General features: G+C 65.0%; 20 protein-coding genes and 2 pseudogenes. 14 read left to right on the top strand and 8 right to left on the bottom strand.

What is annotated here, in order from left to right; translation table 11 throughout:
- The first annotated feature begins 13 nt into the window (after positions 1-13).
- The 7 genes from doeA (at position 14) to LB547_RS09820 (ending at position 10,662) form a co-directional block, all read left to right on the top strand.
- Positions 14-1,192 carry an ectoine hydrolase DoeA gene (gene doeA / locus LB547_RS09850; protein WP_140499261.1) on the top strand — a complete coding sequence of 393 codons (1,179 nt, stop codon included), beginning with the start codon at positions 14-16 and terminating at the stop codon, positions 1,190-1,192.
- Positions 1,193-1,197: 5 nt separating this feature from the next.
- Positions 1,198-2,199 carry a N(2)-acetyl-L-2,4-diaminobutanoate deacetylase DoeB gene (gene doeB / locus LB547_RS09845; RefSeq protein WP_140499259.1) on the top strand — a complete coding sequence of 334 codons (1,002 nt, stop codon included), beginning with the start codon at positions 1,198-1,200 and terminating at the stop codon, positions 2,197-2,199.
- Positions 2,200-2,462: 263 nt separating this feature from the next.
- Entirely contained in the window at positions 2,463-6,272 is a 3,810-nt protein-coding gene (locus LB547_RS09840) for a hydantoinase B/oxoprolinase family protein (RefSeq protein WP_140759579.1), read from the top strand.
- A gap of 72 nt (positions 6,273-6,344) precedes the next feature.
- The gene (locus LB547_RS09835) at positions 6,345-7,340 is read left to right on the top strand and encodes a sugar kinase (protein ID WP_140499255.1); all 996 of its coding nucleotides are present in this window, start codon (positions 6,345-6,347) and stop codon (positions 7,338-7,340) included.
- Positions 7,337-8,599: a D-tagatose-bisphosphate aldolase, class II, non-catalytic subunit gene (locus LB547_RS09830; RefSeq protein WP_140686139.1), complete on the top strand. Its 1,263-nt coding sequence runs from the start codon at positions 7,337-7,339 to the stop codon at positions 8,597-8,599. The genes LB547_RS09835 and LB547_RS09830 overlap by 4 nt, the downstream gene beginning before the upstream one ends.
- Positions 8,600-8,725: 126 nt before the next feature.
- Positions 8,726-10,222, top strand: a complete 1,497-nt coding sequence (locus LB547_RS09825) for an aldehyde dehydrogenase family protein (RefSeq protein WP_140759582.1) — start codon at positions 8,726-8,728, stop codon at positions 10,220-10,222.
- A 164-nt stretch (positions 10,223-10,386) separates the two neighbouring features.
- Positions 10,387-10,662, top strand: coding sequence for a hypothetical protein (locus tag LB547_RS09820; protein WP_140517323.1), 276 nt, complete (start codon positions 10,387-10,389; stop codon positions 10,660-10,662).
- Positions 10,663-10,845: 183 nt separating this feature from the next.
- Here the strand turns inward: LB547_RS09820 and LB547_RS09815 are convergent.
- From LB547_RS09815 to LB547_RS09810, 3 genes and pseudogenes are all read right to left on the bottom strand, one after another.
- Positions 10,846-11,709: pseudogene (locus tag LB547_RS09815) on the bottom strand (NAD(P)/FAD-dependent oxidoreductase); the annotation flags it as partial.
- A gap of 32 nt (positions 11,710-11,741) precedes the next feature.
- On the bottom strand, positions 11,742-11,912 hold the full coding sequence (locus tag LB547_RS32315; RefSeq protein WP_263483106.1) for an FAD-dependent oxidoreductase: 171 nt from the start codon (positions 11,910-11,912) through the stop codon (positions 11,742-11,744).
- A gap of 174 nt (positions 11,913-12,086) precedes the next feature.
- Positions 12,087-13,184: a CaiB/BaiF CoA transferase family protein gene (locus tag LB547_RS09810; RefSeq protein WP_140759585.1), complete on the bottom strand. Its 1,098-nt coding sequence runs from the start codon at positions 13,182-13,184 to the stop codon at positions 12,087-12,089.
- A 122-nt stretch (positions 13,185-13,306) separates the two neighbouring features.
- Here LB547_RS09810 and LB547_RS09805 point away from each other — a divergent pair, with 122 nt between their 5' ends.
- Positions 13,307-14,329 carry an LLM class flavin-dependent oxidoreductase gene (locus tag LB547_RS09805; RefSeq protein ID WP_140622805.1) on the top strand — a complete coding sequence of 341 codons (1,023 nt, stop codon included), beginning with the start codon at positions 13,307-13,309 and terminating at the stop codon, positions 14,327-14,329.
- A 52-nt stretch (positions 14,330-14,381) separates the two neighbouring features.
- Positions 14,382-15,032, top strand: a pseudogene (locus tag LB547_RS09800) (ThuA domain-containing protein).
- A 23-nt stretch (positions 15,033-15,055) separates the two neighbouring features.
- On the opposite strand, the gene LB547_RS09795 reads toward LB547_RS09800, so the two are convergent.
- From LB547_RS09795 to LB547_RS09790, 3 genes are all read right to left on the bottom strand, one after another.
- Positions 15,056-15,388 (bottom strand): VOC family protein, encoded by a 333-nt coding sequence (locus LB547_RS09795; RefSeq protein WP_246678558.1) that lies wholly within the window; start codon positions 15,386-15,388, stop codon positions 15,056-15,058.
- On the bottom strand, positions 15,333-15,476 hold the full coding sequence (locus tag LB547_RS32310) for a VOC family protein (protein WP_263483105.1): 144 nt from the start codon (positions 15,474-15,476) through the stop codon (positions 15,333-15,335). The genes LB547_RS09795 and LB547_RS32310 overlap by 56 nt, the downstream gene beginning before the upstream one ends.
- A gap of 67 nt (positions 15,477-15,543) precedes the next feature.
- The gene (locus LB547_RS09790; RefSeq protein WP_140759588.1) at positions 15,544-17,571 is read right to left on the bottom strand and encodes an amidase; all 2,028 of its coding nucleotides are present in this window, start codon (positions 17,569-17,571) and stop codon (positions 15,544-15,546) included.
- Positions 17,572-17,944: 373 nt separating this feature from the next.
- On the opposite strand from LB547_RS09790, the gene LB547_RS09785 reads away from it, so the two are divergent.
- Positions 17,945-18,145, top strand: coding sequence for a hypothetical protein (locus LB547_RS09785; protein ID WP_140759591.1), 201 nt, complete (start codon positions 17,945-17,947; stop codon positions 18,143-18,145).
- Between the two features lie 65 nt (positions 18,146-18,210).
- Here LB547_RS09785 and LB547_RS09780 read toward each other — a convergent pair whose 3' ends face one another.
- Both LB547_RS09780 and LB547_RS09775 read right to left on the bottom strand, forming a co-directional pair.
- Entirely contained in the window at positions 18,211-19,359 is a 1,149-nt protein-coding gene (locus LB547_RS09780) for an amidohydrolase (RefSeq protein ID WP_140759594.1), read from the bottom strand.
- A gap of 98 nt (positions 19,360-19,457) precedes the next feature.
- Positions 19,458-19,901, bottom strand: a complete 444-nt coding sequence (locus LB547_RS09775; protein ID WP_140499234.1) for an SRPBCC family protein — start codon at positions 19,899-19,901, stop codon at positions 19,458-19,460.
- A gap of 248 nt (positions 19,902-20,149) precedes the next feature.
- On the opposite strand from LB547_RS09775, the gene LB547_RS09770 reads away from it, so the two are divergent.
- Genes LB547_RS09770 through LB547_RS09755 form a run of 4 tightly spaced genes read left to right on the top strand, consistent with a single transcriptional unit; the run spans position 20,150 to position 23,998 of the window.
- Positions 20,150-21,010: an FAD binding domain-containing protein gene (locus LB547_RS09770; RefSeq protein ID WP_140759597.1), complete on the top strand. Its 861-nt coding sequence runs from the start codon at positions 20,150-20,152 to the stop codon at positions 21,008-21,010.
- The gene (locus LB547_RS09765) at positions 21,010-21,486 is read left to right on the top strand and encodes a (2Fe-2S)-binding protein (RefSeq protein WP_140517305.1); all 477 of its coding nucleotides are present in this window, start codon (positions 21,010-21,012) and stop codon (positions 21,484-21,486) included. The genes LB547_RS09770 and LB547_RS09765 overlap by 1 nt, the downstream gene beginning before the upstream one ends.
- A gap of 2 nt (positions 21,487-21,488) precedes the next feature.
- Positions 21,489-23,753: a xanthine dehydrogenase family protein molybdopterin-binding subunit gene (locus LB547_RS09760; RefSeq protein WP_140759600.1), complete on the top strand. Its 2,265-nt coding sequence runs from the start codon at positions 21,489-21,491 to the stop codon at positions 23,751-23,753.
- Complete coding sequence (locus tag LB547_RS09755) at positions 23,753-23,998, top strand: MoaD/ThiS family protein (protein ID WP_140552045.1); 246 nt, start codon at positions 23,753-23,755, stop codon at positions 23,996-23,998. The genes LB547_RS09760 and LB547_RS09755 overlap by 1 nt, the downstream gene beginning before the upstream one ends.
- The last annotated feature ends 101 nt before the right edge of the window (positions 23,999-24,099 follow it).

Genomic DNA, 24,099 nt, shown 5'->3' with positions numbered 1-24,099 from the left:
GAGGACCAACAAAATGCAACCGAATTTGAAATTCTCGCGAAGCGAGTATGCGGATCGCCTCGCCAAAACGCGGAAAGCCATGGCGGCGAAAGGCGTCGATCTGCTTATTGTCAGCGACCCCTCCAACATGGCCTGGCTCACCGGCTATGACGGCTGGTCCTTCTACGTGCATCAGGCCGTCATCGTGCCGCCGTCGGGCGAGCCGGTCTGGTATGGCCGCGGTCAGGACGCCAACGGCGCCAAGCGCACCGCCTATCTCGCGCATGACAACATCGTCGGCTATGCCGATCACTATGTGCAGTCGACCGAGCGCCATCCGATGGATTTCCTGTCGAGCGTGCTTGCCGATCGCGGCTGGGGCAAGCTGACCGTCGGCGTCGAGATGGACAATTACTGGTTCTCGGCCGCCGCCTTCGCCTCTTTGCAGAAGCACCTGCCCAATGCCCGTTTCGTCGACGCCACCGCGCTGGTCAACTGGCAGCGCGCTGTGAAGAGCCCGACCGAGATCGACTATATGCGCAAGGCCGCCCGCATCGTCGAGGCGATGCACCAGCGCATCGTCGACAAGATAGAGGTCGGCATGCGCAAATGCGATCTCGTCGCCGAGATCTATGATGCCGGCACGCGTGGCGTCGACGGCATCGGCGGCGACTATCCAGCGATCGTGCCGCTGCTGCCGTCGGGCGCCGACGCCTCGGCGCCGCACCTGACCTGGGACGACAAGCCGATGAAGTCGGGCGAGGGCACGTTCTTCGAAATCGCCGGGTGCTACAACAGGTATCATTGCCCGCTGTCGCGAACAGTGTTCCTCGGCAAGCCAACACAGGAATTCCTCGATGCGGAGAAGGCGACGCTCGAAGGCATGGACGCGGGGCTCGCGGCAGCCAAGCCCGGCAACACGTGCGAAGACATCGCCAACGCCTTCTTCGCGGTGTTGAAGAAATATGGCATCGTCAAGGACAACCGCACCGGCTACCCGATCGGCCTTTCCTATCCGCCGGACTGGGGCGAACGCACGATGAGCCTGCGCCCCGGAGATCGCACCGAGCTGAAGCCCGGCATGACCTTCCATTTCATGACCGGCCTGTGGCTGGAGACGATGGGGCTGGAAATCACCGAATCCATCCTGATCACCGAGACGGGCGTCGAGTGCCTGGCCAATGTGCCGCGCAAGCTGGTGGTGAAGAATTGAAACCGATGTCCGACCTTCGTCCGTCGCCGGTCTCGCCCTCGGTCGATTTCGATCGCGACGGCGCACAGCACGGTTTCCTGCGCCTGCCCTACAGCCGCGACGATTCGGCGTGGGGCTCGGTGATGATCCCGATCTGCGTCCTGCGCAACGGCAAGGGGCCGACGGCCCTGCTGACCGGCGGCAATCATGGCGACGAATATGAAGGGCCGCTGGCGCTCTATGATCTGGCGCGCACGCTCGATCCCGCCCAAGTCAGCGGCACGGTTATCATCGTGCCGGCGATGAACTATCCGGCCTTCCGCGCCGGCACGCGCACCTCGCCGATCGACAAGGGCAACATGAACCGCAGCTTTCCAGGCCGGCCAGACGGTACGGTGACGGAAAAGATCGCCGATTATTTCCAGCGGGAGCTGCTTCCCCGCGCGGATATCGTGTTCGACTTCCATTCCGGCGGCAAGACGCTGGACTTCGTGCCGTTCTGCGCCGCCCATACGCTGCCGAACAAGGCCCTGGAGCAGAGGGCCTTCGCGGCGGTCGAAGCCTTCGCGGCGCCGTTCTCGATGCGCATGATCGAAATCGATGCCGTCGGCATGTACGATACCGCCGCCGAGGACATGGGCAAGGTGTTCGTCACCACCGAGCTCGGCGGTGGAGGCACGTCGAGAGCCGAGACGGTGCGGATCGCCCGGCGCGGCATGCTCAACGTGCTGAGGCATGCCGGCATCGTTGCCGGTGCGGTCGAAAAGACGCCAACCCAATGGCTCGACATGCCGTCCGGCGATTGCTTTGCCTTCGCGGAGGAAGACGGCATGGTCGAGACGATGGTCGATCTCGGCGAGCCTGTCGAGAAGGGCGCGGTGCTGGCGCGCATCCATTCCACCGGCCGAACCGGCATCGCCCCCCAGGAGATCCGGGCAAAAATGTCGGGCATGTTGGCGGCGCGGCATTTCCCCGGCCTGGTCAAGGCCGGGGACTGCGTCTCGGTGGTTGCCGCATTGGTCGACTAACGGAAGGGTCGGCCTGCACGGCGGGCAGGATTGGACCTATCTCGCATTCTTCCACCCTGGATCCAGATAGCGGCCGGCGAGCCAGCCCGGCCGCGCTCACGGCTCCGGCCGGCGCGTCGCGGCGGCACGTGCCTTGCCATCGCCTCAGACATCCAAAGCCACCGTCATCGAAGAGGCGCCGGCGCGACGACTTGTTCCGGCGCGAACTCGGGTATCAAAGAGTATGACTTTGCTGCCATACTCGCGATAAAGAGGGTGTCGGAATGCAACAAAAATGGGATTTCTGGATCGACCGCGGCGGCACGTTCACCGATGTCATCGGCCGTGATCCCGAGGGCGGCCTGCATCCGCGCAAGCTTCTGTCCGAAAATCCCGAGGCCTATGCCGACGCGGCCATCCAGGGCATTCGCGACCTTCTCGGCCTGCGCCCCGGCGAGCCTATACCCGCCGGGCTGATAGGCGACGTAAAGATGGGCACAACGGTCGCCACCAATGCGCTGCTGGAGCGCAAGGGCGACCGCGTGCTTTTGCTCATCACCAAGGGATTTCGCGATGCGCTGAGGATCGCCTATCAGGCGCGGCCCGACATCTTCGCCAAGGAGATCGTCCTCCCCGAACAGCTCTACGAGCGCGTCATCGAGGTCAACGAGCGCGTGCTTGCCGACGGCTGCGTCGAACGGCTGCTCGACATCGCTGCCTGTCGCCCGGCGATCGAACAGGCAAAGGCGGACGGCATTGATGCGGTCGCCATTGTCTTCATGCACGCCTGGAAATATCCCGATCACGAAAAGGCCGTCGCAAAGGTCTGCCGCAAGCTCGGTTTCGGCCAGGTTTCGGTCAGCCACGAGGTGTCGCCGCTGATCAAGCTGGTCGGCCGCGGGGACACCACCGTGGTCGACGCCTATCTGTCTCCGATCCTGTCGAGATATGTGCAAAGGGTAGGCCAGGAACTCGGTGTTCTCTCCCCCCTCGAGGGGGAGATGTCGGCGAAGCCGGCAGAGGGGATCGCCGCAGAAGGCACCACCAAGACGTCGAACCCCGTCGACCCGACCCGACCCGGCAGCTTCGCCGCCACTCTCCCCTCGAGGGGAAGGGAAAATCCCCGCCTGATGTTCATGATGTCTTCTGGCGGGCTGACCGCCGCGGACCTGTTCCAGGGCAAGGATGCGCTGCTGTCTGGCCCGGCCGGCGGGGTCGTCGGCATGGTCGAGACGGCCAGGCTCGCCGGCTTCGAAAAGGTGATCGGTTTCGACATGGGCGGCACCTCCACCGATGTCGCCCATTATGACGGCGAATATGAGCGCGCCTTCGATACCGAGGTCGCAGGCGTGCGCGTGCGCGCGCCGATGATGCGCATCCACACCGTCGCGGCCGGCGGCGGCTCGGTCCTGCACTACGAAGCAGGCCGCTTTCGCACCGGCCCGGACTCCGCCGGCGCCAATCCAGGCCCCGCCGCCTACAGGCGCGGCGGCCCGCTCGCCGTCACCGACGCCAACGTCATGCTCGGCAAGCTGCTGCCGGATTTTTTCCCTGCCATCTTCGGCCCCGACCAGAACGAGCCGCTCGACGCGGAGATCGTGCGCCAGAAATTCACCGCGCTCGCCGCTAAAATCGGCGACGGCCGCTCGGCCGAAGCGGTGGCCGAAGGGTTCGTCACAATCGCGGTGGAAAACATGGCCAACGCCATCAAGAAGATCTCGGTGCAGCGCGGCTACGACGTCACCGAATATCTTCTGAACTGTTTTGGCGGCGCAGGCGGCCAGCACGCCTGCCTGGTCGCCGACGCACTCGGCATGGAGGCGGTGCTGATCCATCCGTTTTCCGGCTTGCTGTCGGCCTACGGCATCGGCCTGTCTTCGGTCTTTGCCTCACGCCAGCAGGCCTTGCTTGCACCGCTCGCGGAAGAATCCAGGCCGGCGATCGAAGGCCTGATCGCGGCCTTGCAAACCGCCGTCGTCGCGGAACTCGCCGCGCAAGGCATCGCCGAGGACGCGGTGGCCGCCAGACCGGCGCTGCAGATCCGCTATGACGGCACCGACACCGCACTTCCGGTGCATTTCGACCATGGCTCGATGTTGCGGGCGAGGGCCGATTTCGAGGCTGCCCACAAGGCGCAATTCGGTTTCGTCTATGAGGACAAGCCGATGATCGTCGAAGCTGTGAGCGTCGAGGGGACGGAGGCGGGCGGCGAGCAGAATACCGAAGCCTATGCGCAGGCGGGGCAGCCATCAAAAGCCAGAGCCGAGGAGGTCCGGCGGATCTATACGGAAGGAAAATGGCACGAAGCCGACGTCTGTCGGCGCGAGGCGTTGCGGCCGTCCGATCGGGTCGCTGGCCCCGCACTGATCATCGAGCCCAACCAGACGATCGTCGTCGAGCCGGGCTGGCAGGCCGAGATCACGGCCAGGAACCACGTGCTGATGCGGCGCACCAGCAAGAAAGGCCGGCAGGCGGCACTTGGCACCGAGGCCGATCCGGTGATGCTGGAAGTGTTCAACAATTTGTTCATGTCGATCGCCGAGCAGATGGGCGTGACGCTGCAGAACACCGCCTATTCCGTCAACATCAAGGAAAGGCTGGATTTCTCCTGCGCCGTTTTCGACCGGAACGGCGCGCTGGTCGCCAACGCGCCGCATATGCCGGTGCATCTGGGCTCGATGGACCGCTCGGTCGAGACCATCATCCGGCTGAATTCCGGCGACATTCATCCCGGCGACGTCTTTGCCCTCAATGCCCCCTATAATGGCGGCACGCATCTGCCCGATATCACGGTGGTAACGCCGGTTTTCGAGGAAGAGCGGCCGATTTCCCCCACAAGAGGGGAGATTAGCCAATCGCCCAAGATCCTCTTCTGGGTGGCCTCGCGCGGCCACCACGCAGACATCGGCGGCACCGCGCCGGGCTCGATGACGCCACTTGCCACCACGGTCGACGAGGAAGGCGTGCTGTTCGACAATTTCCGTATCGTCGATCGCGGAAAGTTCCGCGAGAATGAGCTGCAGACGCTGCTCACCGATCACCGCTATCCGGCCCGCAATCCGCACCAGAATATCGCCGATCTCAAGGCGCAACTCGCTGCCAACGAAAAGGGCGTGGCGGAGCTGCGCAAGATGGTGGCGCATTTCGGGCTCGATGTCGTGGAGGCCTATATGGGCCATGTGCAGGACAATGCGGCCGAGAGCGTGCGGCGCGTGATCGAGCGGCTGCCGGATACATCGGCCTATGAATATCCCACCGACACCGGCCAGGTGATCAAGGTGAAGATATCGGTCGACCGGCAAAAGCGCGAGGCGACGGTCAATTTCACCGGCACGTCGCCGGTGATGAAGAACAATTTCAACGCGCCAGAGCCTGTCGCCCGGGCCGCGGTGCTCTATGCCTTCCGCGTCATGGTCGAGGACATGATCCCGATGAATGCCGGTTGCCTGAGGCCGATCAACATCATCATCCCGGACGGCTCGATGCTGAAACCCGCCTATCCCGCCGCCGTCGTCGCGGGCAACGTCGAGACCTCGCAGCACGTCACCAACGCGCTGTTCGGCGCCATGGGCGCCATGGCCAATGCGCAAGGCACCATGAACAATTTGACCTTCGGCAACAGCAAGTACCAGTATTACGAGACGATCTGTTCCGGTTCGCCCGCCGGCGAGATGAATTCCGGCCGCGGCTTTGCCGGCACGTCGGGCGTTCACACCCATATGACCAATTCGCGCCTTACCGATCCGGAAATACTGGAGCTGCGGTTTCCGGTGATGCTGGAGGATTTCCACATCCGCGAAGGCTCCGGCGGCAAGGGCAGGTGGAATGCCGGCGACGGCACGAAGCGCACCATCCGTTTCCTGGAGAAGATGGAATGCGCCATCCTGTCCTCGCATCGCAACCGGCCGCCGCAAGGGCTTGACGGCGGTGGCGATGGCGAGGCCGGCTCGACCAAGGTGCGCCGCAAGGATGGCAAGGTCGAGGTGCTGAAAGCCTGCGACCAGACGGTGCTTCAGGCCGGCGACGCCGTCATCGTGACGACGCCGACGCCCGGAGCGTTTGGAAGGCCGGAGCCAGGGCCGTCCAACGTTTGATAGAATCGCGGAACCGCTCTATCCATTTTTTGGAATCCGGATTTCCCTTGCCTTTCACACCGGGCCTTCGCCATGCCAAGCAAATCCCCATTGAAGACACTGGCGCCCGATGGACTCGGGCCGACCGTCACCGTCGGCGAGATCCTGGTGGAGATCATGGCCACAAGCCGTGGCAATGGCTTTCTCGAGCCCATCGAGCTGACCGGACCTTATCCGAGCGGGGCGCCGGCGATCTTCATCGACCAATGCGCCAGGCTTGGCGGGCGGGCCGGCATCATCGCCTGCGTCGGCGACGATGATTTCGGCAGGATCAATGTCGAGCGCCTGCGCCGGGACGGTGCGGATGTCACGGCCATCGCCGTCAGCCCCGACTATCCGACGGGCAGCGCCTTCGTGCGCTACCGCGAGGACGGTTCGCGCGACTTCGTCTACAATATCGGCAAATCGGCCGCGGCGCTGGTCGGCTTGACCCCTGAGGCCAGGGCGCTGCTGGCGCGTTCAGGCCACCTGCACGTCATGGGCACCGCACTCAGCATTCCCGCCATTTGGCAGGTGCTCGACCATGCCATCGATGTGGTCAAGGCGCGTGGCGGAAGCATCTCGCTCGATCCCAATCTTCGCAAGGAACTGCTCGGCCATGGCCAGACGCGCGAGCGCTTCGCGCGGCTTCTCGACATTGCGGATCTGATCCTGCCGTCGGGGGAGGAACTCCACACCGCTTCGGGCAACGACAATGAAGCCGACGCGCTCGCCTCGCTGTTTGCCCGCGGCGCCGGCGAGGTCGTCGTCAAGCGCGGCGCGTTGGGCGCGTCCCTGTTCGGCGCCGACGGCAGCCGCGTCGAGTCGCCCGGCTTCCTGGTCGAGGAGATCGATCCGACCGGCGCGGGCGACTGTTTTGGCGGTGCCTACATCGCCTGCCGCAGGCTCGGCATGCCTGCCGTGACCGCGCTCGATTACGCGAATGCGGCAGGCGCGCGCAACGTCACGCGGCAAGGCCCGATGGAAGGAGCCGGTACGCGCGCCGAACTCGATCTGTTCATTGCCAACACGCCGAGGCGACGCCCGTGACCGATCCATTGCTGAAACTTGCAAATTCCCGGCGGCGGGGCGCGGCGGAAGGCATCACCTCCGTCTGCTCGTCCCATCCGGTCGTGATCCGGGCCGCAGTGCGCGACGCCGCGCTGTTCTCGCGGCCGCTGCTGATCGAGGCGACCTGCAACCAGGTCAACCAGTTCGGCGGCTATACCGGCATGCAGCCCGCTGACTTCGTCGCGGCGGTGACCGCTATTGCAGGCTCCGAAGGCCTTGCCCCCGAGCGGGTCATCTTCGGCGGGGATCATCTCGGTCCCAATCCATGGCGAAAGGAAGATGCCGGCGCGGCGATGGCGAAGGCCGAGGACATGGTGTCCGCCTATGTCCGGGCCGGTTTCCGCAAGATCCATCTCGATGCCTCCATGGGATGTGCGGGCGAGCCGGCGGCGCTGGATGACGCTACGATTGCCAGGCGCGCCGCCCGCCTGGCGCGCAAGGCCGAGGACGCCGCCAGCGGGACCGACCGGCCACTCTACGTGATCGGCACCGAGGTTCCGCCGCCGGGCGGAGCGGATCATCTCATCGGCGAAATCAGCCCCACAAGCCTGTCCGCGGTCCAGCACACACTGGCGGTGCATCGGCAGATATTCCACGAGAACGGCCTCGCAGACGCCTTCTCGCGGGTCATCGCCGTGGTGGTGCAGCCGGGCGTGGAGTTCGGCAACGAGAACGTGGTCTTCTACGATCGCGCCAAGGCGCTGCATCTGCGCGAATTGCTCGACCAGGAAGCGGGCCTGGTCTACGAAGCCCATTCCACCGACTATCAGACGCAAGCGGCCCTGCGCGAACTGGTCGAGGACGGCTTTGCCATCCTCAAGGTGGGGCCGCAGCTGACCTTCGTCCTGCGCGAAGCGCTCTATGGGCTGGACCTGATCGCCTCCGATCTGTTGCCCGACTACGGCGCGCGCCCGCTTTATCAGACCATGGAAACGCTGATGACGGCCGATGCCAAGGACTGGCACAGCCACTACCACGGCTCTGCGGCGCAACAGCGCGTGCAGCGGCACTATTCGCTGTCGGACCGCATACGTTACTACTGGAACCATCAGGAGGCGATGGAAGCTGTCCAGCGATTGATGGCCGCTTTGTCCGGCAAGGCCGTGCCGGTGACGCTGTTCCATCAGCATCTGCCCGCGCTCGACCGCTTTGCCGGGCAGCCGCTCGATCCGGAGGCGGTGTTGGTGGCCGCGGTTCAGCAGGCGCTGGAGGGCTACCGCTTCGCCTCCAGCGGTTGAGGCGGACGATATCCGGGAGCGTGCAAACGGGGTCTGCGTCCGATCGTTCCGACGACTTGTCGGCTTCCTGCTTGAGGTGTGCCGGCGCCGGAGTAATAGTCGCGGCGGAATGGCGAGGAGGAGAAGATGACGCTGAACTTCGACCCGAGGGCGAAGGCCGCGACGCTCTACCATGGCGAATTCCGGCCGATGTTCATCGGCGGCAAGTGGGTCGCGGCGCAGTCCGGACAGGAGATGCAGGCGCTGAACCCGGCGACAGGGCAGGTGTTGGCGACGGTACCTCGCGGAGGCGTCGCCGACATCGACGCGGCGGTGGCGGCTGCGCGCACCGCTTTCGAAGGCCCGTGGTCGGGATTTTCTCCTTACGAGCGGCAGTGCGTACTGCTCAGGATTGCCGATCTCTTCGAGAAGAACTGGGAGGAGCTCTGCGTCTCCGACACGCTCGACATGGGCCTGCCGATCACGCGCACGCTCGCCAACCGGCGCCGCGTCATCGGCATGCTGCGCTTCTATGCCGGGATGGCGACCGTGCTGCATGGCGAATCAATCGACAATTCGATCCCGGGCGAGATCGTCACCTTCACAAGGCGCGAACCGGTGGGCGTGGTCGGCGCCATCATTCCCTGGAACGCGCCGACCGCCGCCTCGATCTGGAAGATCGCGCCGGCCCTCGCCACCGGCTGCACCATCGTGCTGAAGCCCTCGGAAGATGCGTCGCTGACGCCGCTCTTGATCGCGCGGCTGATGCAGGAAGCGGGCGTTCCCGACGGGGTCGTCAACATCGTCACCGGAACCGGGGCCGAAGCCGGCGCGCGGCTGGCCGAACATCCCGACGTCAACAAGATCGTCTTCACCGGCTCGACGCTCACCGGCCAGGTCATCGCCCGGGCGGGTGTGGCCAATCTCAAGCGCGTTTCGTTGGAGCTCGGCGGCAAGTCGCCGTTCATCGTGTGCCGCGACGCCGATATCGACAAGGCCGTTCCGATCGCGGCGATGGCCGTCTTCGTGCATTCGGGCCAGGTCTGCATCGCCGGTTCGCGACTGTTCGTGGCACGCGAAATCCATGACGAGTTCGTGCGCCGGCTCGCCGATTTCGCCGGCAGGCTGCGCATCGGCCACGGCATCGAGGCCGAAACCGAAATAGGGCCGCTTATCAATGCCAGGCAGGCCGGCAAGGTGGAGGGCTACATCAAGGCCGGCAGCGAGGAGGGCGCGGAACTGGTCGCCGGCGGATCGCGCCTGACCGGCGGTCTCTATGACGGCGGCAATTTCATCGCCCCAACCGTCTTCGGCGCGGTGTCCGACACGATGACCATAGCGCGCGAAGAGATCTTCGGGCCGGTTATCTCGGCAATGCCCTTCGATACGCTTGACGAAGCCGTCGCCCGCGCCAATACGACGCCCTATGGGCTGGCCGCCGGCATCTTCACCACCCATCTCGGCACGGCGCACAAGCTCGCTCGCCGGGTCAAGGCGGGTTCCGTCTGGGTCAACATGTACCACGCCATCGACCCCGCCGTGCCGTTCGGCGGCATGAAAATGTCGGGCTACGGCCGCGAGGGCGGCATCGAACATCTGCACGAGTATCTGGAGACCAAGTCGGTATGGATCCAGACCGACTAAGGCTTTTGTCGGTTGTCAGGCGAGCCGGCCTGCGCCGCCGGTTCCCAGGCTGCCGCTCATGCACGCCGGCTGCAAATCAACCGGCGCCCGTTCTCAGGAACTTTTCTTTATCCGGCGATTTTTGGATATAAGATGAAATCCGGTTGGCCAGGAAGGTATTGTCGATGACGACGAAACGCTTCGCGATCTGCGCTCTCGCCCTTGTGATGGGCTGCGGCATCGTCTCTTCGGCGTCCGCCGGGGCCAGGCACCGCCACCACCAGGGCGAACCCGAACGCTATGTTCCTGCTGACGGCGATATTATCGACATACTGTTCGGCGGCCCGCGCTACTATGACCGGCAGCTTGTCACGACGGCCGCCGGCGCCTGTTCCTACCACCGGGTGGGGCCGGATGCGAATGCGCTGAACAAGATCAACGATCACCATTGCGGAAAATAGCGGGCCGACCGCTCCGCAAGCAGGCTCATGACGCTTCCCATCCGGGAAAGCGGTCCGGCCGCAGCCATGTCTGGGCTGGGCTGCCATTGCCGGAAAACACGGCGTCAACCAGCCAGCGCGCGGTGCGGGGGCGGCATGCATGCCGATGGAACCCATGCCGCCATGCACGAACAGGCCCTCGACGGCCGTCCTGCCAGCGACCGGCAAGCCATCGGACAGCATCGGGCGGTTGCCGGGATAGACGTTCCTGACCTGCGGCGCGCCGAGGCCCGGCAGCATGCGCAGCGTGCGGCTGGCGATGCGGCTCGCCATGTCGGTGTTGCGGACGAGATCGCGGAAGGCCGGCTGGACGGAGGCGCCAAGCCTGGCATCGCCGCCGCCCATCGGGTTGAGGCAGATGGCTTCCACCGCCGGCTGGTCGTCGCGCTGCGCGGCGACATCGGCAAGGCCGTCGAGCCTCATGCGCCGGCCGAGCTCTTCCTGATCCGGCCAGGTCAATTCCTCGACGATCCAGGGCAGCTCGAAGTCGAGTTTTCCCAACTGGATCAACCAGCCGCGGCCGGCGGTGAAGGGCAGGCCGGGCAGCGGTCCGTCGCCGACGGTGCGGCGCAGAAGGTCCGACATCCACAATCCGTTGGCGATGAAGACGAGATCGGCGGGAACGATCCCCTGGTCGGTCAAGATACCCTGGACCTTGCCGCCCCTGGAGAAGATCTGGGCGACGCGCAGGCCAGTACGGATCGTCGCGCCGGCCTCACGGGCGGCGTGGGCGAAGGCATGTGTCGCGCCCATGGGTTCCAGCATCCATGCACGGCCGACGGAATAGGCGCCTGCCACGTTGAAGCCGACACGCGGGTGGTCGCGCGCCAGTTCCTTGCCCGTGATCTTTTCCATTGCCACGCCGGCTTCCCTGTAGCGGTCGGCCACGGCGGCAGCCGCCTCGAAACTCGCCTCGTCTTCGGAAATCAGCAGATGTGCGATGGCGGCGAATTCGAAGGGAACGGGTCCGTCGGCAAGCTCGGCATAGATCGCGACGCTGGCGTCCACAGTTCGACGACCTCTTTCTGCGGGCCGCTGAGCTAGGTGCCGGTGTTTCGTCCTGAGGACTCGGCGGCGATCATGCTCTGCTCGAGGATCGTCGTCTTGAGACCGTGGCGGGCCAGTTCATAGGCGAGCGTGCAGCCGGCGATGCCGCCGCCGATGACCACGGCATCCATTGGTGTCTGGACGCGAGTCGAGTTGAAGGACATGGAGCGCAGCCTCCTAATGAAAGACAGCTCGTATACTGGCATACGAGCTGTCTTTCAAGTATCCCGCCCGCGGCTGCCGAGCGAGTGCCGCCACGATATCGTCTTCGGTCCGAGTCGGGCGCAGGCCAGTCGGCGATTTCCTCAGCCAAAGGCGGGTAGCCGAAAACTGCCTATTCAACGACTTACGGTTGGATCCGCAAGTTCGGCACGAATCTCCGCACCATGTTCGTCGCGTGCCGGGCTTTTCGCCGGTGCCTTTGCCGTCCGTTTGGAAAAACGGGGGGCGGAGGCAGCTTGGAGGGCGCCATTCTCGACCAACCAGGAGCCGCGTGCGGCCATGTGCGGATGCAGCGCCGCCTCATGCGGGCTGAGCACAGGCCCGACGCAGGCATCCGTTCCCTCGAACAATTTCATCCACTCGTCTCGGGATTTTTCGGCAAAGATCGCTTCCAGCCGGCTGCCGAGCTCAGGCCAGAGGCCGCGGTCGAACTGAGCGGCGAACTGCGGATCGCCGCCCAGGCCAAGCCTGTCGAGGAACAGCGCATAGAATTTCGGCTCGACGCACTGGACGCTGATGAAGCCGCCATCTGCCGTGCGGTACACGCGGCACCAATGCGGTCCGTCCAGAAGACTCCGGCCACGCTCGGCGGCAAGCACGCCGGATTGTGCGAGGGACATCAAAAGATTCATCATGTGGGCCGAGCCGTCGACGATCGCCGCGTCGACGACCGTGCCTTCGCCACAGGCGCGGGCGTTCATGATGGCGGCCAGCATGCCGATCACCAGATAGAGCGCGCCGCCGCCTATGTCGCCGACCAGCGTCGGCGGCGCCATTGGCGGCTCGCCCGGCAGGGAAGCATACCAGAGTGCGCCCGACACGCCGGTATAGTTCATGTCGTGGCCGGCGGTGCGGGCGAGCGGGCCTTCCTGCCCCCAGCCGGTCGTGCGGCCATAGGCCAGGCGAGGGTTGGCGGCCAGACACACATCTGGACCAAGCCCGAGACGCTCCATCACGCCCGGCCGGAAGCCCTCGATCAGGCCGTCCGCGGTGGCGATCAAGCGCATCAGCACGGCAACGTCCCCGGCATCCCTGAGGTCGAGCGCGATAGAGCGCTTGCCGCGATCGAGCAGCGAGCGCTCGGGAAGGCCCGGCACGGATGCATGCTTGCGGTGGACGACGATCACGTCGGCGCCGAGATCGGCGAGCAGCATGCCGGCAAAGGGCGCCGGCCCCAACGCCTCGATCTCGACGATGCGGATTCCCCTGAGCATTCCACCCTCCACGGCATTCAAACTTTCGGTAAGGCACACTTTTGGTGTCACGCAGGGGCGACGGTGTGTAACCCTGCTCTTTTGGCATTGAAGCACGTGTCGCCGGTATATACGTCAGGGCCATGAAAAAAATCGGTTTCCTGTCATTCGGGCACTGGACGCCCTCGTCGCAATCGCAGGTGCGCTCGGCGTCGGACGCGCTGTTGCAATCCATTGATCTCGCCGTCGCGGCCGAGCAACTCGGCGCTGACGGCGCGTATTTCCGCGTCCACCATTTTGCCCGACAGCTCGCCTCGCCATTTCCGCTGCTGGCGGCGGTCGGCGCCAAGACCAGCCACATCGAGATCGGCACGGCGGTCATCGACATGCGCTACGAGAATCCGCTCTACATGGCGGAGGACGCGGGTGCCGCCGACATCATCGCAGGCGGGCGCCTGCAGCTCGGCATCAGCCGGGGCTCGCCCGAACAGGTGATCGATGGCTGGCGCTATTTCGGCTACGCGCCGCAGGAAGGCAAAAGCGACGCCGACATGGCGCGGCATCACGCCGAGGTCTTCCTCGACACGCTGCGCGGCGAGGGCTTCGCCCAGCCCAATCCGCGGCCGATGTTTCCCAACCCGCCCGGCTTGCTGCGCCTGGAGCCGCATTCTGAAGGCCTGCGCGAGCGCATCTGGTGGGGTGCCGCCACCAACGCCACTTCGGAGTGGGCGGCGAAGCTGGGCATGAATTTGCAGAGCTCGACCCTCAAATTCGACGAAAGCGGCAAGCCCTTCCATATCCAGCAGGCCGAGCAGATCCGGATCTATCGCGAGGCCTGGAAGGCGGCCGGCCATGAACGCGAACCGCGCGTCTCGGTCAGCCGCAGCATTTTCGCGCTGGTCGACGACCGGGACCGCGCCTATTTCGGGCGCGGCAATGAGGGCCGCGACCAGATCGGCTTCATCGAGGAAAACACGCGGGCGATCTTCGGGCGCAGCTACGCCGCCGAGCCGGACGTGCTGATCAAGGAGTTGGCCGAGGACGAGGCGATCGCCGAGGCCGACACGCTGCTGCTCACCGTGCCCAACCAACTCGGCGTCGACTACAACGCCCATGCCATCGAGGCGATCCTGACCCATGTCGCGCCGGCGCTGGGTTGGCGCTGACAGCCGAGCCGTGTAACCATCGCTGCTGCGGACAGTTCAGGAGGTTCACTGCATGGCAAAGAAGGCCTTGATTGCCTGGGGTGGGTGGGAAGGCCATACGCCCCAGCGCAGCGCCACTGTGGTGCGCGACATGCTGGAGCGCAATGTGGATACACGGTCACGCTCGGCGAGGGCACGGGAATGTTTGCCGATCCGGAGTTGAACTCATTCGATCTCATCGTGCCCGTCATCACCATGTCGAAGATCGAAAAGTCCGAGCTGCAGAATCTGACGCGCGCGGTTCGACAGGGAACGGGACTCGGCGGTTTCCCACGGCACGATGGGCGACAGTTTCCGCAACGAGCCGGACTATCAGTTCATGACCGGCGGCCAATGGGTCGCGCATCCCGGCGACATCATCGACTATCGCGTGGTCATCACCAAACCGGACGATCCGATCACGAGAGGCATCAGCGACTTCGCCTACCGGTCGGAGCAGTACTACATGCATGTCGACCCGAGCAACGAGGTGCTGGCGACGACCACCTTCACCGACGAGCATTTCCCGGGCATCGGCGGCGTCGACATGCCGGTTGTCTGGAAGCGAAGATATGGCGCAGGCAAGGTCTTCTACAGTTCGCTCGGACACACGGCGGATGAGTTCGCGATGCCGGAAATGGCTGTCATCGTCGAGCGTGGTTTGCTCTGGGCCGCGCGGGGGTAGCTGCCCACTGAAACCGCGACAGCCTACCAATCGGCGACGCGATCGCCGCCTGTGAATTGCGCGCTCTTGCCGGTGTATTCGAACAGTTCGATCTTCACGCCGTCGGGGTCGCGCAGCCAAGCCTGATAGGTGTCGTCGCAGGCGAGTTTTTTCGCGGTGACCTCCACGCCCCTGGACGCAATATGTGCGATTGCGGCGTCGATATCCTCCACCTCCAGGCAGAAATGGTTGATCTGGTTCGTCTCACCGAACCGCGCACCCTCTTTGTGAAAAACCTCGATATGGCTGCGGCCGCCGCAATTAAGGTAGAAACCGAAAATCTTTCCGTCGCGCAGGAAATTTGAACTGGATATCAATGCCCAGGACATCCTCGTAGAAGCGCCGTGTCTCGTCCAGATCATTGGCGAAGATGCAGACATGGGCGAGTTGTTTGACCTTGATCATGGCTGGCTCCTCATAATTTCGCAGGTTCACATAGCCCGGCGCGAAATTGGCCCGCGTGGGCTCATCGTCATTCAATCCCGCCGGTGACCACATAGGCGCCCGCGCTGCGTCCATCCCGCAGCCGCATCACCGCCGTGACGATCGAGCCGTAGGGGCCGCGCCAGACGCTGTGGATCCGTTGATGCTCCGCGGCCGGGACAAACGCCCGGCCGGTCAGACGCGCGCCGGCTCGGCGCATCGCGACGGCATCTCCGTTGACGTGCACCTTGATGCTGGCGTGCTCCGTCTCGGTTGCGTCGACGGGGAGGTCGAGCGTGATGACGATCTCGTCCTGATCGCCGCTGTCGCGCGTCTCGGCCGCAAGCTTGATCGCGAGCGTAGGCGCCTTGCCATTGCCGGCTTGATTGGCCCGGCGCGAAAACACATCGTCTGCCAGTTCCGGCGTGCGCGGCGGCTGGGTGCGGCGCTGCGTGGAGCGTTCGAAGTCGCCGGCCATGCGCAACAGCCTTTCATCGTCATAGGCCTTGCCGGCGAAGGTCAGGCCGACCGGCATGCCGATGTCGGCCATGGTGCCCATCGGCACGGTAACGGTCGGGATGCCGAAATGCCGCCACACCAGATTGCCGTTGGCGACCCAGGTGCCGTTGCGCCAGGCAAGCGCGGCGGAGGCCTCAGTGATGTCGGCATCGGCGGGCCCGACATCGGCGACGGCAGGCAGCACGACGGCATCAAGCCTGTTCGCGTCCAGCCAGTCCTCGAAATCGAGCCGCCGCGTCGCTTCCAGCCCTTTCAGCCCGTCCTCCATCGTCGGAATGGCCCGGAACGGCGTGACGCCTGATTTCGCGCGCTCGACATACTGTGCCAAGTCGAAACCGCCTTCATAACGGTCGGGCAGCGTGCCCGGTGGCTGCGGAAAGATTTTCGGGCCGTCGACCGAAACGAGATCGGGGATGTTCAGATCGGCGTTCGCGCGCAAAAAATCATCCCAGGCTGAGATGCAGAGGTCCCAGATCTCGCGATCGGCGAAGTCCGGCGGCACCAGAGCGCGGTCGACCATGGTGCGCGCGCCGGGGCGATCGCGCTCGTAGTTGGAGACGACAGGAAAATCGACCTCCATCACCTCGGCTCCAAGCCGTCTCAGGTCCGCCGCCGCTTGCTCCCAGAGATCAAGCACGGAGGCGCGGGTTTCGATCCGCCGGTCGGCGCCGCTGTCGCGGCCGATATACATTCTGGGTACGCCAAGCCGCATGCCTTTCAGCGACCCCGCTAGCGCCAGATCGGTATAGCACGGCGGCCGGATTTCGGAACTCTTCGGCAGCGCGATCCAGGGCTGCGCGCGCCAGAAATCGCCCCGCGTCTCGGGATCGTCGGCGACGATCACATCCAGCAATTCGAGCATGTCGGGCACGCTACGCGTGTGCGGCACGACGACATCCATGGTCGGCACCAGGGGCCAGTTGCCGCGCACCGAAATGACACCGCGCGACGGCGTGTAGGCTACCAGCGCGTTGTTGGTGGCCGGCGCACGGCCGGACGACCAGGTTTCTTCGCCAAGCCCGAAAGCGCAGAAGCTCGCCGCTGTCGCGGTGCCCGAGCCATTCGAGGAGCCGGACGCGAAGGCGGCGGTCAGGTAATCGGCATTGTAGGGGCTTTCGGCGCGGCCATAGACTCCGCGCTGCATGCCGCCATTGGCCATGGGCGGCATGTTGGTGAGGCCGATCAGCACCGCGCCGCCGGCGCGCAGCCGGGCGACGGTGAAGGCGTCCTCGTTGGCGATGAGATGCTCGAAGGCCGGCGAGCCGGCGGCAACAGTCAAGCCGGACACCTTGTAGCTGTCCTTGGCGGTGTAGGGAATGCCATCGAGCGGGCCGAGCGTCTTGTCCAGACTGCGGCGCCGGTCCGAAGCCGCGGCTTCCTCGAACATATCAGGATTGAGAACCGGCACCGCATTGAGGCTGATGCCGTGCCGGTCGAAATGCGCGATGCGCCTGAGATAAGCACCGACAAGTTCGACGCTGCTCACCGTGCCGTCGTTGAGTGCGCGCCGCAACTGTTCGATCGTCGCTTCGACGATGTGAAAGCTGGCATCGATCATCTTCTGGCCCCTGGCGATCGTTTCCAGGCATGGATGAGCGAGGCCGCCGGCTTCGGCAAGGGCCAATCGCGATTGACGGTGGTCCTGGCGGGTCGGGCGCGGTGCCGCGGTTGCATATCCCGGTTGGCAAAAAGCGGCTGACCGATGCAACCTCTAATAGAGACGGCGCGTCAGGTGCCCTCTGGAATGGCGAGGTCCGGATCCGGCAACGAGGAGTTGCGCCTCTGGTGTCGTCCTTGGGCAACTATTCGCCAAATAGTGAATATCCGTCCCTCAAGGCGACTTGCAAGCTTAAGCTGAAGCTCGCAGAAGTTGCGGCAGAAGCATGCATTGAAGAAAACTCATGCCGCCGCCCCAGCATGAAAGGGGGATCATGCCTGACCAGAATGCCCTGATCCGCGCTGCCATAGGGCGGCTGCTCTCCGAAAAAACCGGGGTTGCCGCCCTTTCAATGAAGGAAAGCATCGAGGAATTGCTGGAGCGAACCGGCGAGACGGTGACCGAGGACAGCCTGCAGGACCTGCTGCTCGAGATGGCCGAGGTCCGTGGAATGACGGTCGTTCTCGACGTTTAGCGAGCCATGCCACCACAGCCCGGGCGTGGCGTGCCGGCTCGCCCCGATCGGCCATCCGGCCTATTTCACCCCAGCAAGTTGCGCGCCGTGCGCATGAAGATCTTCGACCCGATCGGGATCAAGTCGTCGGGGAAATCATAGTCGGGATTGTGCAGGGCAGGGTGGCGCTCGCCGGCGCCGAGGAAGAACATGGCCGACGTCGCGCTGTGGCCGAACAAGCCGAAATCCTCCGAGGCGCGCATCGGCAGGGCTTCTTGCGTGTGCGCGACGCCCTCTTCGTCGAGGGCGCGTTGCAGATGCTCCACCGCGTCCGGCGCGTTGACGCTGGCGACGAAGATCTCGTGGTAGTCCCAGCTTGCGGACAGGCGATGCTGGCCCGCGATCTTCGTGACCAGCGCTTCCGCGGCGGCGCACAGATCCGCCATGCGCTCGTCGCGCCTGGTGCGCAGCGTCGCCCAGACCTCGGCGTGGGCGGGCGCGATGCCGAACGCGGCTTCGCCCATCTCGGCGTGGGTCACGGTGACCATGCCGAAATCGTCGTCGGCGAAAGTTCCGTGCCCGAGCGCGGGCAGGGCAGGCATCAACGCGCTGATCGCCGGCATCGGCGAAATTCCGGTCTCGGGCATGGAGGAATGCGCGGTCTTGCCCTCCAGCACGATGCGCATGCCGCGCGAGGCACAGTTGACCACGCCGGGCTTGAGCCGCACCTCGCCGAACGGCACGCCGGGCAGATTGTGCAGCGAAAAGGCGAAATCGGGCGCGATCTCGCCGAAACGGGGGTCGGCGACGACACCGGCGGCGCCATTGCCGGTTTCTTCCGCCGGCTGGAACATCAGCACGACGCGACCGCTTGCAGGCCGCTCGCGCCCGAGCTGGCGTCCGAGCGCCGCCAGGATCGCGGTGTGTCCGTCATGGCCGCACATATGCGACTTGCCCGGCACGCGGGAGGCATGCGGCACGCCGGACAGTTCCTCGATGGGCAGCGCGTCGAGTTCCGAACGAAACAGGACGGTTGGTCCGTTTTTGCCGCTGTCGTAGACGGCCGCGACACCATGTCCGCCCAATCCGGTCAGCACCTTGTCGGGATTGGTATCGGCGAGGAAGTCGACGACGGCTTTTGCCGTCTTTTCCTCCTCGTTCGAGATTTCCGGCTGCTGGTGCAACTTGCGCCGCCATTCGGTCAGCTCGACGATGTCCCGGTTGGTGAGAGTCATGATTTTGGCCTCCGCTGTATCGCTCACGACGCGCCCGATCGACCGGGCGCGTCGGAAGGATAACTAGCGGCAAATGGCTGAAACCGCCACCGTCTGGCCTATTGATTTATCTCGGGCTCGACGAGCTTTGCCAGGTTCCGCAGCGACTCCTGCCAGCCGAGATAGCAGGCCTCGACCGGGATGACGTCGGGAATGCCGGCCTGGGTGATGTCGATCTCGGTGCCGACAGATACTTTTTTCAGGGTGACGGTCACCTGGATCTCGCCCGGCAGATTGGGGTCGTCGAACCTGTCGGTGTAGCGCAGGCGCTCACCGGGAACGAGTTCGAGATACTCGCCGCCGAAGGCATGGCTGTCGCCGGTGGTGAAGTTGCGGAACGACATCTTGAACGTGCCGCCCACCTTGCCCTCGAAGTGATGAACCGTGCAGGTGAAGCCGTTCGGCGGCAGCCACTTCGCCAGCGCGTCGGCCTCGACGAAGGCGCGATAGACTTTTTCCGGGCTGGTGGTGAGAACACGGTGCAAACGTACGGTGCCGGGCATATCATATCCTTTCATAATGCCTGTTCGATGCCCCAAGGACGAGCGGGGCCCGGCCAGTCCGACACCGGCTCCCGGAATTTTTTCAGAGCCTCGGCCGCGGCCTGCGCGACTGGCTTACGCCAGTTCAGCCTGGGTTGGGACTCGATTTTGCGGCGGCTGGCCCAATCGTCGAAAATGACGAACCGGATAGCCATTATGAGGAGACTGTTTATAACGGTCGCTGAGATCGCTGTGACCAAGGGGAGACGATGCGCTACATACGTCCACTTTCAATCGAAGATGCCGTTGGCCAGTTGGCCGGATCGGCCGGAACGGCGGCCATTCTCGCCGGAGGCAGCGACCTGCTGGTGAGGATGAAGGGCGGCTTCATCGAACCCGAACTGATCGTCGACATCAAGGCGATCACTGCCTTGAGCGAAATCAGGGAGACGGCCGACGGCTTCAGCATCGGTGCGGCGGTTCCCTGCGCGGTGCTGGGAGAGAACGCGGCCCTGAAGAAGGCCTGGCCGGGCGTCGTCGAGGCGGCCAAGCTGATCGGCTCGAAGCAGGTGCAGGGACGCTGCACCATCGTTGGCAATCTGTGCAACGCCTCGCCGGCGGCCGACAGCGTGCCGGCGCTGGTGGCGGCCGGCGCCAGGGCGGTGATCGTCGGGCCCGCGGGCCGGCGCACCATTGCCGTGGAAGCCGTGCCGACCGGACCGGGCAAGACGTCGCTCGCCAAGGGCGAGATCATCGAGGCGATCCTGCTCGACAGCCAAGCGCCGCGCTCGGGCGACGCGTATCTCAGGTTCATTCCCCGCACCGAGATGGATATCGCGGTGGTCAGCGCCGGCGTGAACCTGACGCTCGACGAGCAAGGTGTCGTCAAGGCTGCCCGCGTGGCGCTGGGCGCCGCCGCGCCCACGGTGCTTCTGGTGCAGGAGGCCGCCGAGGCCCTCATCGGCAGGACGCTGGACGAAGCAGCCCTCGAGCGGCTCGCCAAGGTCTGCTCCGGGGCCTGCCGGCCCATCGACGACAAGCGGGGCACGATCGAGTTCAGACGGAAAGTCGCGGGCGTGCTGGCCAGGCGGGCCGCCACGTCAGCCTACAAGCGTGCAGGAGGCAAGTGATGGCCGGTGTAGCAGTTTCAACCACAATCAACGGCGACAGCGTCGAGTATCTCTGCCAGCCCGACGAGACGCTGCTCGACGTGCTGCGCGACCGGCTCGGGCTGACCGGCGCCAAGGAAGGCTGCGGCACCGGCGATTGCGGTGCCTGCAGCGTCATCCTCGACGACCGGCTGGTGTGCTCGTGCCTGGTGCTGGGCGCGGAGGCGCAAGGGCGCCGCGTGGAGACCGTCGAGGGCATGGCGCATGGCGACCGGTTGCATCCGCTGCAGCAGAAGTTCCTGGAGCACGCCGCGCTGCAATGCGGCGTTTGCACGCCGGGCTTCCTGATCGCGGCGAAGGACCTTTTGGCCAAGAATCCCGACCCGACCGAGGAGGAGATCCGCTTCGGGCTGGCCGGGAACCTGTGCCGTTGCACCGGCTATGACAAGATCGTGCGCGCCGTCCAGGACGCGGCAAGCGTGATGAAGGGAGCCTGACGATGAATTTCGATCCGCGTTTTTCCAATCGCAATTTCGCTTCGGTCGGCACGCGTCCCATCCGTCCCGATGGCGTCGACAAGGTGACCGGCCGCGCCCGCTACGGCGCCGACTTCAACATGGCCGGCCAGCTGGTCGGGCGTGTGCTGCGCAGCCCGCACGCGCACGCCAAGATCAGGAAGATCGACACTTCGAAGGCGGAAAAGCTCGCCGGCGTGAAGGCGGTGATCACCGCGGCCGACCTGCCCGACCTCACTGACGGCGATGCCGCCATGTACGACATCCTCGACAATTGCATGGCGCGCACCAAGGCGCTCTATGACGGCCATGCGGTGGCCGCGGTCGCCGCGATCGACGCCCGCACCGCCAGGCAGGCGCTGAAGCTGATCGAGGTCGACTATGAGGTGCTGCCGCATGTCACCGATGTCGACGAGGCGATGCAGCACCACGCGCCGCTGATCAACGAGACCATCTTCACCGAGGGGCTGGAGGAAAAGCCGGTCAAGCCGTCCAACGTCACCAAGCGCAGCCAGTTCGGCCATGGCGACGTGCATCAGGGTTTTGGGGCGGCCGACTTCATCGTCGAGCGCTCCTTCAAGACCGAGCAGACGCACCAGGGCTATATCGAGCCGCATGCCTGCGTGGCCAACGTCAGCTCCGACGGCACGGCGGACCTGTGGGTGTGCACTCAAGGGCATTTCGTCTATCGCCAGCATTGCGCCCAGCTGCTGGGCATGGAAGCCTCGAAGCTGCGCGTCACCTCGTCGGAGATCGGCGGCGGCTTCGGCGGCAAGACCCATGTCTGGGCCGAGCCGGTGGCGCTCGCTCTGTCGCGCAGGGCCGGCCGCCCGGTGAAGCTGGTGATGACCCGCGACGAGGTTTTTCGCGCCTCGGGCCCGACCAGCGCCACATCGATCGACGTCAAGATCGGCGCCCGCAAGGACGGCACGATCACCGCCGCGGAAGCGACGCTGCGCTACACCAGCGGCCCCTATGCAGGCACCTGGGCCGAGATCGGCGCCATGACGGCGTTTGCCTGCTACAGGCTGGAGAACGTCAAGACCGTCGGCTACGAAGTGCTGGTCAACCGGCCGAAGACCGCGGCCTACCGCGCGCCGTCGGCGCCGATGGCGGCCTTCGCGGTGGAAAGCGCCGTCGACGAGCTCGCCAAGGAGATCGGCATGGACCCCGTAGACTTCCGCATCAGGAACGCCGCGCAGGAAGGCACGCGATCGTCCTACGGCCCGGTCTATGGCCCCATCGGCATCGGCCCGACGCTGGAGGCGGTGAAAAACCATGCGCACATGAAGGCGCCGCTTGGTAAGAACCAGGGCAGGGGCATGGCCTGCGGCTTCTGGTTCAATTTCGGCGGCCAGACCTGTACCGACCTCAACATCGGCATGGACGGCTCGGTCTCGCTTGCCGTCGGCACGGTCGATGTCGGCGGTTCCCGCGCCTCGCTGTCGCTGGTGGCGGCGGAGGAGCTGGGCATCGATTATTCGCAGGTCAAGGCCGTCGTCGCCGACACCTCCAGCCTCGGCTACAACGACATGACCGACGGCAGCCGCGGCACCTTCTCCTCCTCCATGGCGACCATCTCGGCCGCCCGCAACGCCATCAAGGTGTTGCGCGAGCGCGCCGCGCAGATGTGGGACATTTCCGTCGACGACGTGGTGTGGGAACAGGGCCATGCGGTGGCCAAGGGGGAGAAGCACGGCAATCTCGGCAAGCTGTCGCTGAAGGAGATCGCGGCGCAATCCGGCAAGACCGGCGGGCCGATCGCCGGCCATAGCGAGCTCGTCGCGGACGGCGCCGGCGTCTCCTTCGCCACCCATATATGCGACATCGAGGTCGACCCCGACACCGGCTCGACCAGGGTGATCCGCTACACGGTGGTGCAGGATGCCGGCAAGGCGGTGCACCCGACCTATGTCGAGGGCCAGTATCAGGGCGGTGCAGCGCAAGGCATCGGCTGGGCGCTCAACGAGGAGTATATTTACGGCAAGGACGGGCGGCTGCAGAACGCCGGCTTCCTCGACTACCGCATCCCCGTGTGTTCCGACCTGCCGATGATCGACACGCAGATCCTGGAAATCCCCAACCCCAACCACCCCTATGGCGTGCGCGGCGTCGGCGAAACCTCGATCGTGCCGCCGCTGGCGGCGATCGCCAACGCGGTCTCGAACGCCGCCGGCGTGCGCATGACCCACATCCCGATGTCGCCGCCGCGCATCCTGGCGGCGATCGAGGCGGAACGGGAAGGCTGATGGTGCAAGTGACGCTCTGGGGGGCGCTTGCCGCGACCGCCGGAGGCCAGAGCAAGGTCGAGGTCGAGGCCAAGGACATCAGGGAGCTGTTCAGGAAACTGGCTGAACAGTATCCCGGCCTCGAGCCGTTGATTGATCGGGGGATCGCGGTGGCGATCGACGGGGTGATTTACCGGGATACGTGGGGGAAGAAGCTGCCGCCGGGGGCGGAGATTTTTCTGCTGCCGCGGTTGGCGGGGGGGTGAGAAGGGCCTGAACCTACAGCCGTGCTGTTTATGCTCACTGATATTTTTGCTCGGAATGATCTCGGAATGGCCAAAAAGTAGAAATGTTGCGGCGCTTACAT

This window comes from Mesorhizobium sp. B264B1B (assembly GCF_020165765.1).
GTDB lineage: Bacteria > Pseudomonadota > Alphaproteobacteria > Rhizobiales > Rhizobiaceae > Mesorhizobium.
This window is presented reverse-complemented; position numbering and strand designations above follow the sequence as displayed.